This is a genomic window from Candidatus Krumholzibacteriia bacterium, from assembly GCA_035268685.1.
Taxonomy (GTDB): Bacteria; Krumholzibacteriota; Krumholzibacteriia; order JAJRXK01; family JAJRXK01; genus JAJRXK01.
In genome coordinates this window covers 23,232-36,357 of sequence record DATFKK010000122.1, presented here as the reverse complement: position 1 = coordinate 36,357, position 13,126 = coordinate 23,232, and the positions used below count along the sequence as shown (strand labels likewise).

The window sequence follows — 13,126 nt, the reverse complement described above, 5'->3', positions numbered from 1 at the left end:
GAGTAGGTCTATGTCCAATTCCAGTTCCAAGTCGCGCCCGCGGCGTGGTGCCGCGCGTCGCGGACGCCGGTCGTCCAATGCGGCGGATCCGGAGAGCGCCATGTCTCCCGGTCCCAACGGGGGCGGCGATTCCCGCTCGGGTGGCAGCAACAAGAAGAAGCGGTCCCGTCGCAAGAAGTCGGGAATCCGCCGGGGACCGGTCGACCACACGTCGGCGGCGCTCGACGACGACATGGTGCCACCGACCCAGTCCTCTTCGAAGAAGCGTCCGCAGAACTCCAACGGTCAGCGCCGTTCCGGTGGAGGGCGCCGACGGCCCGGGCCCGCGCGGAGCAAACGTTCGCGCCGGGGAGGGTCGGGGAGTGGTCAGCAGCGGTTGCAACGGCTGTTCGACCAGCTCCACAAGACGACGAGCATCGACCCCGAGGAGCGGTGGCATCTCTCGCGCGAGGACGGCGCGCTGACGCCGCGCGTGATCGACATGCTCGCGCCGCTGGGCAAGGGGCAGCGCTGTCTGATCGTGGCGCCCCCGAAGGCCGGCAAGACGACTCTGTTGCTCGAGATCGCGCGCTCGCTCGAGGTGAACCATCCCGAGGCCATGGTCTTCGCCCTGCTCGTGGACGAGCGGCCCGAGGAGGTCACCCACTTCCGGCGCAGCTGTCACGCCGAGGTCATCGCGGCCAGCAGTGATCAGGTCGCCAAGGACCACGTCCGCACCACCGAGGCCGCGGTCGAGCAGATCCTACAGCCGGTTCTCGAGGGCAAGGACGTCGTCCTGCTGCTCGACTCGATCACTCGTCTGGCCCGGGCCTACAACACGGTGCGCGGCGACAGTGGCCGGACCCTGTCCGGCGGTCTCGATGCGAACGCCATGCAGACCCCGCGGCGCCTCTTCGGGGCGGCGCGCAACATCGAGAACGGCGGGAGCCTCACCATTCTCGGTACCGCGCTCGTCGACACCGGTTCGCGCATGGACGAGGTGATCTTCCAGGAGTTCAAGGGAACCGGGAACACCGAGATCGTCCTGTCGCGGCAGTTGTTCGAGAAGCGCATCTTCCCCGCCCTGGACATCGCGAAGTCGGGAACCCGCAAGGAGGAGAAGCTGTACGACCTCGAGACGCTCGAGCTGATCCACAAGGTCCGCCGGGTGCTCTCGTCCATGCCGCCCGACCGCGCCATGGAGGGTCTGCTGAAACTCCTCGCCAAACACGCGACGAACCAGGAACTGCTGCATGCGCTTCCGCGCACCTGACCGGATCGCGATCGTCGTCGCCCTGGCCCTGGGCCTGGCGGCGCTGTCCACCGATGCCGCGGTCTTCGAACTCGAGGACGACGGATCCTACGAGCCCACGGTCGCGACGCTCTCCGAGGACGTCTTCGACCCGGTCTTCGCCTTCATGCTGTCGGTGCTCGAGCGCGACCTGTACGGGTCGGTCGACACGGCGTGGTTCGACTCGCTGGTGACCGCCGAGGGCGGGTCGAAGATGCCCTACGACGCCGTGGCCACGATGGAACGGTGGCCGGTCGAGGACGGGGCCGACGCCCTCGTCCGGATCACCATGGGCGAGACCACCCGCTTCGACATTCCCTACTCGATCCTGGGCTACCATCCGGGCGAGATGCGCTTCGCACCGGTGATCGAGATGCTCCACTGGGAGATCGGCGATCGGCACTTCGAGTTCGATCGCGGTGACGAGGGAACGCTGACCGTCGACGTGCGGGACGCCCACCTCTTCGTCCTGAGCCGGGGCTCGGTCGAGATGGACATCGACGGCTGGCTCGACCGCATCATGGGCGGCAAGCTCGACGACGTGGAACTCACCGGCTTCTTCGTGTTCCGCGACGGACGTGACCACGTCGGGCTCGGCTTCGGCTACAACCGGTCGGGAGGCGGGCGCACCGGAGCCTTCGACTTCGTGCGCAACGAGTCGATCTTCCCCGCCTCGCGGGCCTACCTGTCGGTGGGACGCACGATGCGGAACGTGGCCGAACGGCGACTGGAGACCTGGCTCGCCGGCCGCTCGGTGCGCGACGAGGCCGGGACCAGCGCTGTGACCGGTGACGCCCAGCGCTGATTCCCCGGCAGGGACCGCCCCCGATCAACCCTTCGACGTGGTCTTCCGCTTCCCGCGCGACGAGCCGGACTTCTTCTTCCGCGCGCCGGCGTTCGACGAGGCGGGTTCTCGCGGTCGCACCTCGTCGGTGTGCGCCGGATCCGGTCGGTCCGGATCGATCTCGAATCGATCCCGCGCCTTCAGCGCGATCTCGAGCGGAACGCGATCGACCCGGGCGAGCTCGATCAGGGTCGCGTAGACCACGTTGGCGGTGTCGTTCTCGAAGAAGCGACGTAGGTTCTCGCGGGTGTCGCTGCGGCCGAAGCCGTCGGTGCCGAGCGCTGTGAACGGGAGCGGGATCCACCGAGCCACCTGATCGGCCACCGACTTCATCGAATCGGTCGCGGCGACCACCGGCGTGCCCGTCGCTTCGTCGGCGAAGCAGCTCGTCACGTAGGGCACCTGTGGCTCGCGATCCGGGGACAGGCGGTTCGCCCGTTCCACCGTCAGTGCATCGCGGCGCAGCTCCGAGAAGCTCGGAGCACTCCAGACCGTGGCGGCCACTCCGTAGTCCTCGGCCAGGATCCTCTGGGCCTCCAGGACCTGCTGCAGGATCACGCCGCTGCCCAGCAGGTGCGCCCGGGGAGCATCGTCGTCGTCGAGCGGGCTGGGACGGAACCGGTAGAGACCCTTCAGGATGCCGTCTTCGACGCCCTCGGGCATGTCGGGCATCTCGTAGTTCTCGTTGTACAGGGTCAGGTAGTAGAAGACGTCCTCGTCGTTCTGGTACATGCGCCGAAGACCCTCGCGCACGATGGTGGCCGTCTCGAAGTGGAAGGCCGGATCGTAGGCCAGGCAGTTCGGCACGGTCGTCGCCGTGAGCAACGAGTGCCCGTCCTGGTGTTGCAGGCCCTCGCCGTTCAGGGTCGTCCGTCCGTAGGTCGCACCCAGCAGGAAGCCGCGGCCACGGCTGTCGGCCAGACTCCAGATGCTGTCGCCCACCCGCTGGAACCCGAACATCGAGTAGAAGATGTAGAAGGGAACCATGGGCTCGCCGGTGGTGGCGTAGCTCGTGGCGGCCGCCGTGAAGCTGGCCATGGATCCCGCTTCGGTGATCCCCTCCTCGAGGATCTGGCCGTCCTGGCCCTCGGTGTAGCTGAGCAGGACGTTCCAGTCGACCGGCTTGTACTGTTGACCGTTGGCCGCGTAGATCTTGAACTCGCGGAACAGCGACTCCATGCCGAAGGTCCGCGCCTCGTCGGGGATGATCGGCACGATCCGGTCGCCGAGGGCGTCGTCCTTCATCATGGCACGGAGCAGGCGGACGAAGGCCATGGTCGTGGACACCGGGACCTTCGGTCCCGTCCCCTTGCGGAACTCCGCGTACAGATCGTCGGACGGCAGTTCCACCCGCCAGTTGCGCTTGCGGCGCTCTGGCAGGGCGCCGCCCAGGTTGCGCCGGTGGTCGTGCAGGTACTGCACCTCGGGGCTGTCGTCGCCCGGGTGGTAGTAGGGCGCGTTCTCGATCTGCTCGTCGGTGATCGGCAGCTCCAGCCGATCGCGGAAGACCTTCAGTTCGTCCTCGCCCAGCTTCTTCATCTGATGGGTCACGTTGCGCGCTTCGAAGCCCTCGCCCAGGGTCCAGCCCTTCACCGTGCGCGCGAGGATCACCGTGGGCTCGTTCCGGTGCTCACAGGCGTACCAGTACGCCGAGTACAGCTTGCGGTAGTCGTGCCCGCCCATGCGCAGGCGCTCGAGCTGATCGTCGCTCAGGTGCTCGACGACCTTCTTCAAACGCGGATCGGCTCCGAAGAACTCCTCGCGGATGGTCGCGCCGCCCTCGACCGCCATCCGCTGCCAGTCGCCGTCGAGCACGTTGCGCATTCGCTCGACCAGCAGCCCCTCGGGGTCGCGGGCCAGCAGGTCGTCCCACTCGCGGCCGAGCAGCACCTTCACCACGTTCCATCCCGCACCGCGGAAACGGGCCTCGAGCTCCTGCACGATCTGGCCGTTTCCCCGCACGGGTCCGTCGAGGCGCTGCAGGTTGCAGTTGATCACGAAGACCAGATTGTCGAGGCCCTCGCGGCTGGCGAGGGTGAGGGCGGCCAGGGACTCGGGCTCGTCGGTCTCGCCGTCACCCAGGTAGCACCAGACGCGGGCGTCGGAAGTGTCGGCCAGGCCGCGGTTGTGGAGGTACCGCAGGAAGCGAGCGTGGTAGACGGCGTTGATGGGGCCCAGTCCCATGGAGACGGTGGGATACTCCCAGAAGTCCGGCATCAGCCGCGGATGGGGATAGCTCGAGAGCCCGCCGCCCTTCGACTCCATCCGGAAGTTCTCGAGCTGCGACTCGGACAGCCGGCCCTCGAGGAAGGCCCGGGCGTAGACGCCGGGCGCGCCGTGTCCCTGCACGTACACCGCGTCGCCGATCCCGCCGGGCCAGTCCTTACCACGGAAGAAGTGGTTGAAGCCGACCTCGTAGAGACTGGCCGACGACGCGTAGGTGGAGATGTGCCCGCCCAGGCCGGGATTGCGCTCGTTGGCCCGGGTCACCATGACCGCCGCGTTCCACCGGATCAGCCGGCGGATCCGGCGCTCCATGTCCTCGTCTCCGGGGAACCACGGCTCCTGCTCCGGGCTGATCGTGTTGATCGGCCGGGTGGTGACGGTCTGCGGCAGACCGACGTTCAGCAGGCGGGCCTGCTTCAGGACCTTGTACAGCAGGAACTGCGCCCGCTGCGAGCCCGAGGCGCGCACGACCGATTCGAGCGCCTCGAGCCATTCCTGGGTCTCGCCGGGATCGATGTCGGGAAGGTGCTGCTTGAACTGATCGAAGACCATGGTCGCTCCACGTCGGGGGTCGGCGCAGCCGCCGGGTTCGACGCGGCGGGGCTCCTGGCCACGCCGAGGCGGAGGGCACAACCTAGACCCATGACGGGCCTTTTTCCAGCGTCTCGCGCGTTGGCGGAATCGTTCGCCCCGTTTACCATCGTCGGATGCGGGCGGGCGGATCGTCCGGGCCGGATCATCGCTGGCCGCCCGATCTCTCACCGGATACTCTCACGCCGCCGCTCGCCGGCCCGCTGCCCCGGACCGCAGCCGAACCCGGCGGCCCACCCGAACCGAGACCAACACGAGCCGAGGTGTTCATGAAGATCCTGGTCTGTGTGAAACAGGTCCCCGAGAAGGACGCGCGCCTGCGCCTGGCGAGCGGCGACGAGTGGATCGTCGAGGACGGCCTGGCGTACGCGATCAGCGAGTGCGACCGCTACGCGATCGAGGCCGCGCTTCGCCTGAAGGAGAGCGGCGAGGGCGAAGTGGTCGTCCTCTCGCTCGGCGGCGAGCGGGCGAGCAAGGGCGTGAAGGAGGCGCTGGCCATGGGCTGCGACCGCGCGATCCACGTCCAGAGCGACGACCTGGCCCGCGCCGACGCCCTGACCATCTCCAAGGCCCTGGCCGCGGCCGCGAAGGACGAGTCCTTCGACGTGATCTTCACCGGCCAGCAATCCGACGACCTGAGCTACAACGCGGTCGGTCCCATGTTGGCCGAGCGCCTCGGGATGCACCACGTGCAGATCGTCCTCGAGATCGAGGCCACCGCCGGAGGCCTGAAGGTCACCCACGAGCTCGACAACAACCTGGTCGAGACGGTCGAAGTTCCGACACCGGTCGTGCTCGGAGTGCAGAGCGGCATCAACGACGTCCGCTATGCCTCGCTCAAGGGCATCATGCAGGCCGGCGCGAAGCCCCAGAAGAAGATGTCGCTGGCCGACCTCGGTCTGGACGAGTCCGACCTCACACCGAAGGTCTCGATCGAGAGCGTCGGCTTCCCCGTGAAGTCGAGCCAGGCCACGATGATCGAGGGCGAGCCGAAGGAAGCTGCCAAGATGCTCGTCGAGAAGTTGATCCAGGAAGCCAAGGTCCTTTGAGCCCACGGTGCCAACAGGAGGTCTGACGAACGTGAGCAACGACGTTCTCGTGATCGGTGAGCACCGGGACGGTGCTCTGAAGGGAATCAGCAAGGAAGCCATGACCGCCGCGCGCTCGGTGGCGAACGATCTCGGCGGTCAGGTCGTGAGCGTGCTGCTCGGCGACGACACCGCCGGCATGGCCGACGACCTCGCCGGATGTGGTGGCGCGAAGATGCTGCGCGTGCACGACGCGAAGCTCGCCCAGTACACGCCCGAGGCCTACGTCGGATCGCTGAAGCAGGTGATCGCCGACGTGCAGCCGAAGGTGGTGTTGGTGGGGCACTCCTACCAGGCCATCGACTTCTTCCCACGTCTGGCCGCGGCCCACGACGGAGCGCTCGTGCCCGACGTGACCGGCATCGCCGTCGAGAGCGGCAAGCCCGTCTTCATCCGCAAGGTCATCAACGGAAAGCTCGACGCCCGGACCGTGCCCGCGGGTGACGACATGATCTTCTGCAGCGTCCAGCAGGGGGCCTTTCCGGTGCAACCTGCGGACGGTCCGGCCTCCATCGAGGACTTCTCGGTGGACCTGACCGACGTCACGACGCGCAACGTGGTGGAGGTCAAGGCCGCCGAGGCGGGCGAGGTCGACCTCACCGCGGCCGACATCATCGTGGCCGGCGGTCGTGGCGTGGGCGATCCCGACAAGTTCGAGGTCGTGTTCGATCTCGCCGAGGCTCTCGGGGGTGCGGTGGGCGCGTCGCGTCCGCCCTGTGACAGCGAATGGGTCGAACACGAGCGGCAGATCGGCAGTTCGGGGCAGGTCGTGGCGCCGAAGTTGTACATCGCGCTGGGGATCAGCGGGGCGATCCAGCACCTCGTGGGAATGCGCGGGGCCGGATGCGTGGTCGCGATCAATAAGGATCCGAACGCCGCGATCTTCCAGGAGGCCGCGTACGGCATCGTGGGTGATCTGCACGAGGTCGTGCCGGCGTTGATCGAAGCCGTGAACGAGGCGAAGAACTGAACCGCCCGCGCGCCGGTGGGGATGATGCGGGACGGACGAGCGTGACCAATCCGGCCACCAACGGCGAGGCCCAGCCCCACGAGCGCCGCACGATCCTCGGTCTTTCCGGGATCTACCTGCTGCGCTTGCTCGGCATGTACATGGTGCTGCCCGTGCTGAGCCTCCACGCGGCCGAGTTGGAGGGACACACGCCGTTGCTGGTGGGACTCTCGGTGGGTGCCTACGGCCTCGCCCAGGCCGGACTGCAGATTCCCTTCGGCATCTGGAGCGACCGTTACGGTCGTCGGCGGGTGATCGCCGGCGGCCTTCTGGTCTTCGCCGTGGGCAGCATCGTGGCCGCCCTCTCCGACAACGCCCTGCAACTGGTGATCGGCCGCACGCTCCAGGGCGCAGGTGGGGTGTCGGCGGCCGTGGTCGCGCTGATCGCCGATGTCAGCCGGCCCTCGATCCGTACCCGGGCCATGGCGGCCCTCGGTATGTCCGTCGGCGTGGCCTTCACCATCGGGATGATCGCCGGACCCGGCCTGGCCGCCCGCTTCGGCGTACCCTTCCTGTTCTGGCTGACCGCCGCGCTCAGCGTGATCGCCGCGATCTACGTGGTCACCATGATCCCCAAGCCTCCGCGGCACGTCCACGACGCCAGCCTGGAGTGGACACCCGGTCATCTGGACGAGGTGCTTCACCACCCTCCGATGCTCCGACTCGACATCGGTGCCTTCCTCCAGCACTCGCAGGTGACGACCATGTTCGTGGTCGGTCCCGGCCTGCTGGCCGAGTTCGTGCCCCGGGCGGAGCACGGAAAGGTCTACCTGGTGTTGGTCCCGGTGGGCCTGAGCGTGATGATGGTCAGCGCCTTCTTCGCCGATCGGTGGGGGCGGTTGAAGCACGCCGTGATGGGCGGCAGTCTCTCGCTGTTGGGCGCGGCTGCTTTCCTCCTGGCCGGAGGCTCGACCTTCTGGGCCACGGCCGGGGCGATCGGTCTGACCATCGTGGCCGTGGCCGTCGCCGAACCCGCGGCGCCGGCCATGCTCACCCGCCTGGCCAAGGACGAGGCTCGAGGCACGGCCGCTGGGACCTACGCCATGGCGCAGTTCACGGGATCTTTCGCCGGCGGGCTGATCGGGAGCTTCATGCTGCACCAGCCGATCGTGCTGGGCGTGTTCCTCGCGGTGACGTCGACCCTGTGGCTGATCGTGGCGATCGGTCTACCACGGCTGCCGGCGCACCGCTGAACTCACACGTCGAGGTTGCCCACTTCCTTGGCGTCGTGGTCCTGCGTCCAGTAGGACTCCTCGGTCAGTGGGGCTCTCGGGAAGAACAGCACGGTCACGAGCATCATGACCGCGACCGATCCGGCCACGACGACCGGCAGTTGCCACGGAATGATCCCGCCGGAGAGGTTCGCCTCGAGGTCTTCGATCGAGGTCACGACGGTCGGTTCGAGCAGGACCTTCAGGCACCAGCCGCCCAACAGGACCACGTAGAGGACCCAGTAGTTGCGCGTGAAGCGCGCACGTAGCGCCGCTCGATAGGAGAGCTTGAAGACCGGATGCAGGAGATCCTCGGCCACCCGGTCACCCCAGGCCCGGTCGGGACTGATCACCTCGCGCCGGAGGATCGGTCCGTAGAAATTCTCCTCGATCTTCCGGACTCGGTAGCGCCACACGTCGAAGAAGCGGAAGCGGCGGGCCTCGATGCTCAGGAACGAGGTCAACAACAAGATGCCGACCAGCAGGACCCAGTGGCTGTGATTGCGGCCGTCGAAGCTGAAGGTGAGCAGGGCGGCGGTGGTGATGATCGACCAATTGGTGGTGTTGTCGAGGCGGACGCGCCAGGCCGTCGCGCGATCCAGTTCCCCGCGGTAGAGATGGACGATCGCCGAGATGTACTCCTGCCGGTCGAGCGAGGAGCTCTCGTAGTCCGCACGCGTCGTCGGGTCCTTCGGACCGGGTTCCTGCATCACCGCGCTCCCCGTGCACTCCGGTCGGTGGTCGCGGACGACCCGCGGTGCCGCCGGCCGGTGACTCCGAGCGCAGAATGCGACACGGGACGGTCGCGAGCAAGGACACATCCGCAGCAGACGAGATGCGGTCGGTCGCCTAGACTGCCCGCGCCATGAAGGTCCTCGAGATCGGGAAGTTCTATCCGCCCCAGCGCGGGGGCATGGAGACGGTCCTGCACGACCTGTCGGTCGGACTGGTGCGCCGGAATCACCGCGTGCGGGCGATCGTGGCGGCGACCGGCGAGGACGCGGTCCTCGAGACGCTCGATGGGGTGGAGGTCCGGCGTCTGGGCAACTGGGGCACGATCCGCTCGGTCCCCGTGTGTCCGTCCCTGCCCTCGGAGGTCCGGACCTCCCTGCGCGACTTCGACCCCGACGTGGTGCATCTCCATCTTCCGCACCCGCTCGGTGCGGTGGCCTGGCTCCTCGCACGCGACGCACGGCCGTTGGTCGTCACCTACCACAGCGACATCGTTCGGCAGCGGGCGCTGGGTGCGTTGTACGCGCCGATCGGAGACCGGGTGCTGCGGCGGGCGGCATCGATCCACGTGACCAGCGAAGCGCTGGCGGCGCAGAGCCGCACGTTGGCACGCTGGCGCGACAAGTGCCACGCGGTGCCGCTGGGTGTGGACACGGAACACTGGTCGAGGCCCGCGCCCGGCCGCGTGCAGGAGTGGATCGACGACCTCGGGCCCCGCTTCGTGCTCTTCGTGGGGCGCCTGGTCTACTACAAGGGCATCGACGTCCTGCTGGAGGCCCTGAGGGGCAACGACGTACGCCTGGTGATCGCCGGCGAAGGTCCCATGCGCACCGAGTGGGAGACCCTGAGCAAGGTCCTGGGTCTGGCCGAGCGGGTCCGCTTCCTGGGAGAAGTGAGCTCGGAGACGCTCCCTGCCCTGTACGCGGCGGCCCGCGCCTTCGTGCTGCCGAGCCAGGCGCCGAGCGAAGCCTTCGGCCTCGTGCAGCTCGAGGCGATGGCGGCCGGACTGCCCCTGGTGGTGGCGCGGGCCTCCGAAGGCGTGGTCTCGGTGCACGAGGACGGCTCGACCGCCCTGCTCGTCGACCGTGGGGACGTGGAGGGCCTGCGCGATGCCCTCCAGCGGGTCCACGACGACGACGATCTCGCCCGGCGCCTGGCCGAGGCGGGGCGTCGCCGGGTCCGCGCCTTCTACGAACTCGAGCACACGCTCGATCGGTTGGAGGCGCTGCTCGCGGACGCGGCCATGGGTTCGAGGACGGCCCCGTAGGTGGCGCTCAGCCACTCCTCGCACCAGCCCGCCTGCAGCCAGCCCGGTGTGCCGATCGGCCCGGGACCGATGCGCAGCTCCGACTCGATCGAGAAGGTGCGGTCGGCGCGGACCCATGCCCGGAGGTCCGCGATGCGCGTGGGGTGCACGTGATGGTGGAAGTGTTCCACGAGCTCACGGCCGTGAGACCGCAGCCGCTCCGCGTCGCCCGGAGGGAGTTCCCGGGCGCGCTCCTCGGCGACGGCCAGGGTCGCCCGTCCCAGGGTCTCACGGGAGAAGAGAAGCTGACACCAGGGCAGGTGCAGCAGGTCCCCGAGGTGGGACCCGCGCGGCGAGCCCCAGGGGTTGAACAGCAGGACGAGGCGCCCGTCGGGGCGCAGACAACGCCGGAACTCCGACAGCGCTCGTCGGGGGTCGGGCAGATGTTCGAGCGCGTCGGCGGTGACGATGCGATCGAAGGTCGCATCGTCGAAGGGTAGACGCGCGGCATCGCCTGCGATCCGTTCGACGTCGTCGACACCGGCGTGTTCGAAGTAGGATCCGGCCTGCCTCAGGTGCTCGATGTCGATGTCCAGGGCCGTCCATCGGACCGCGCTCCCCGTGTGTTCGCGAAGCCGATGCGTCTTGCCACCGAGACCGCAGCCGACATCCAGTGCGGCACCGTGCGTGAGGGGGCCCGCCGCGTCCCACAGGCGCAGCGTGGCCCGGCTGGTCTCGTACTCCCAGCGCGCATAGGCCACGGGGTCGACGTCGCCGGGCAGATCCGGGGCCGGTAGGACACGGTTGGCGAAGCGGAGCAGATGGGTGGCGACGGACATGGTCGTGTGCCTGCGCGGGGGAACGGACCGGTCTCCGCGGGTGCGCACCGTGCGACCCGCATCTACTTTGGGGCGGTCCGCCGATCACCGCGGCTCCGCTGTGGATCGCAAGGTTAGCACGCGAGGTCCTCGTGCCGCCACGGGACCCGACAACGCCGGGAGTCCACGGTGGCCCCCACCCGTCCGCGCATCGATCGTCTGCACCACCTCGCCGGTTGGGCCCTCGTCCTGCTCGCGATGTCGTCGATCGCCGTCTTCGTGATCCGGGCCGTCGAGACCTCCGGTCTCCACGGCTATCCGCTCGCGCCCATCACGCCGAACGCGGTCGCCGCGTGGCGCGACGCCGCGTCGACCACGCTCATGGGATCCCTTGCGGTGATCCTGGTGGTCCTGTTGCCACTCCAGCGACTGGGACGGCGCCCGGACGGCGCGGTCCGGCTGGCCCGCCTGTGGGGCGTGCTGATCGCCGTCGGCGCATGGGCGATGATCGGTTACCGCCTCAATCGCTTCACCTACGGCGGACTCTGGCGGAGTCGGGAGGAGGTGGGCGACCTCCTCGTACCCGCCGCGCTCGTCGAGCCGCGGATCTGGTACAACAACATCGGTTTGACCCTCGGGTGCGCCGTGCTGGCCATCGTCCTGATGGCCGTCCTCGAGCGATTGCTGCCGCGCTCGAGGGCGCGCCGTGCGCCGCGGGGGATGGTCGTGACCGCCGGTGTCGTGCTGTTGCTGCTCGCGCCGGTCTCGATCGTTCCGGCGCACTGGTTCGCTCCGGCGCCGGCGACGGGCGACGTCATCCTGATCTCGCTGGACGCCATGCGTCCCGACCGCATCGGTGCCTACGGTGACGAGCGCGGCCTGACGCCGAACCTGGATCGCCTCGCCGCCGACGCGGTCCGCTTCGAGCGGGCGTACTGCCAGGAACCGTGGACGCTCACCAGTCACATGAGCATGCTCACGGGACTCTATCCCGACGCGCACGGCCTGGACTTCGGCCGGGCCCTGGCCGGAGAGGTGTGGACGCTTCCGGAGCGCATGCGCGATCAGGGCTACCGGACCGCGGCCTCGGTCTACGACTGTTTCCTGCTCAGCCCGGACTTCGGGTACGGCGCCGGTTTCGATCGCTACGAAGAGAACAACCTCGAAGCGGCCGATCGCGCGCGCCGGGCCGCGAAGTGGGTGACCGACTCCGACCGGCCGGGTTTCCTGTTCCTCCATTTCTACGATCCCCACAGTGACACCGGAGACCTCCCCTACGAGGCATCGCCGGAGATGCTGGAACGCTTCGCGCCCGGTGCGGCCGAACAGTTCCGGGGGTGGGCGCGCCTCGTGGGGGCCAGTGAAGCCCTCCACCAGGTGAACCTCGGCGAGCGGCCGTTCACGCCGGCGCAACGCGAGGCTCTCGGTCGCCTGTACGACGCCGGAGTGGCCGACACCGACGCCGCCTTGGGTCTCTTCGTCGACCGCCTGAAAGCCGAGGGACGCTACGAGGACGCGACGATCGTCGTCGTGGCCGATCACGGCGAGGCCCTCGGCGAGGCCGATCACTACATGCACGAGCTGTTGATCGAGGAGACCCTGCGGATCCCGCTCGTGATCAAGTGGCCCGGGCGGCGCGAGGCCGGCACCGTGCGCACCGATCTGGCCGAGACCGTCGACCTGGCGCCGACCCTGCTGCGGGCGATCGGGCTCCCCGAGGAAGAGGTCTCGCAGGGTCACGATCTGGCCGCGGGGCCGACGCCACGCTCGTTGTCGCTGCACCGCAGTGGGCCCGATCACGCCGCGACCGATCGCGAGGGGTGGCGTCTGCACCATCGCTGGTCGACCGAGCTCGGAATCGAGCCGTCGGGGATCCTGCGCGTGGGCGGGTCCTATGCCGATCGCGGCCTCGGGCTGACCCGACACCCCGAGGTCCTCGACCGCTTCGTCGAACCGCTCGCCGAACTCCACCGGGCCAATGCGGTCCTGGCCGCGCGCTTCCGCGGCGACGACCTGACCATGACGGAGGCCGACGAGGAGCTGCTCCGATCCCTCGGCTACATCGAGTGAGGGTCGTCCCGCGTCCGTCGA

The 13,126-nt window shown here is 68.7% G+C and carries 10 protein-coding genes; 7 read left to right on the top strand and 3 right to left on the bottom strand.

Annotation, left to right across the window (positions count from 1 at the left end):
• Positions 1 to 100 precede the first annotated feature (100 nt).
• Positions 101 to 1,252 (top strand): transcription termination factor Rho, encoded by a 1,152-nt coding sequence (gene rho / locus VKA86_11820; protein ID HKK71899.1) that lies wholly within the window; start codon positions 101 to 103, stop codon positions 1,250 to 1,252.
• On the top strand, positions 1,233 to 2,075 hold the full coding sequence (locus VKA86_11815) for a hypothetical protein (protein ID HKK71898.1): 843 nt from the start codon (positions 1,233 to 1,235) through the stop codon (positions 2,073 to 2,075). The genes rho and VKA86_11815 overlap by 20 nt, the downstream gene beginning before the upstream one ends.
• Before the next feature lie 24 nt (positions 2,076 to 2,099).
• Here VKA86_11815 and aceE read toward each other — a convergent pair whose 3' ends face one another.
• Positions 2,100 to 4,892, bottom strand: a complete 2,793-nt coding sequence (aceE, locus tag VKA86_11810) for a pyruvate dehydrogenase (acetyl-transferring), homodimeric type (protein ID HKK71897.1) — start codon at positions 4,890 to 4,892, stop codon at positions 2,100 to 2,102.
• Positions 4,893 to 5,200: 308 nt separating this feature from the next.
• Here aceE and VKA86_11805 point away from each other — a divergent pair, with 308 nt between their 5' ends.
• The 3 genes from VKA86_11805 to VKA86_11795 are packed head-to-tail and all read left to right on the top strand — an operon-like array spanning position 5,201 to position 8,221.
• The gene (locus VKA86_11805) at positions 5,201 to 5,980 is read left to right on the top strand and encodes an electron transfer flavoprotein subunit beta/FixA family protein (protein ID HKK71896.1); all 780 of its coding nucleotides are present in this window, start codon (positions 5,201 to 5,203) and stop codon (positions 5,978 to 5,980) included.
• Positions 5,981 to 6,011: 31 nt separating this feature from the next.
• A complete protein-coding gene (locus VKA86_11800) occupies positions 6,012 to 6,989 on the top strand; it encodes an electron transfer flavoprotein subunit alpha/FixB family protein (GenBank protein HKK71895.1) in 978 nt (325 codons plus the stop codon).
• Between the two features lie 41 nt (positions 6,990 to 7,030).
• Entirely contained in the window at positions 7,031 to 8,221 is a 1,191-nt protein-coding gene (locus VKA86_11795) for an MFS transporter (protein HKK71894.1), read from the top strand.
• Between the two features lie 2 nt (positions 8,222 to 8,223).
• On the opposite strand, the gene VKA86_11790 is transcribed toward VKA86_11795, so the two are convergent.
• Positions 8,224 to 8,949 carry a DUF2270 domain-containing protein gene (locus tag VKA86_11790; GenBank protein HKK71893.1) on the bottom strand — a complete coding sequence of 242 codons (726 nt, stop codon included), beginning with the start codon at positions 8,947 to 8,949 and terminating at the stop codon, positions 8,224 to 8,226.
• Positions 8,950 to 9,104: 155 nt separating this feature from the next.
• On the opposite strand from VKA86_11790, the gene VKA86_11785 reads away from it, so the two are divergent.
• Positions 9,105 to 10,238: a glycosyltransferase gene (locus VKA86_11785; protein HKK71892.1), complete on the top strand. Its 1,134-nt coding sequence runs from the start codon at positions 9,105 to 9,107 to the stop codon at positions 10,236 to 10,238.
• Here the strand turns inward: VKA86_11785 and VKA86_11780 are convergent.
• Positions 10,160 to 11,056, bottom strand: coding sequence for a class I SAM-dependent methyltransferase (locus VKA86_11780; GenBank protein ID HKK71891.1), 897 nt, complete (start codon positions 11,054 to 11,056; stop codon positions 10,160 to 10,162). The two genes, VKA86_11785 and VKA86_11780, sit on opposite strands and share 79 nt — an antisense overlap.
• 168 nt (positions 11,057 to 11,224) lie before the next feature.
• Here VKA86_11780 and VKA86_11775 point away from each other — a divergent pair, with 168 nt between their 5' ends.
• Positions 11,225 to 13,105, top strand: a complete 1,881-nt coding sequence (locus VKA86_11775; GenBank protein HKK71890.1) for a sulfatase — start codon at positions 11,225 to 11,227, stop codon at positions 13,103 to 13,105.
• Positions 13,106 to 13,126: the final 21 nt, after the last annotated feature.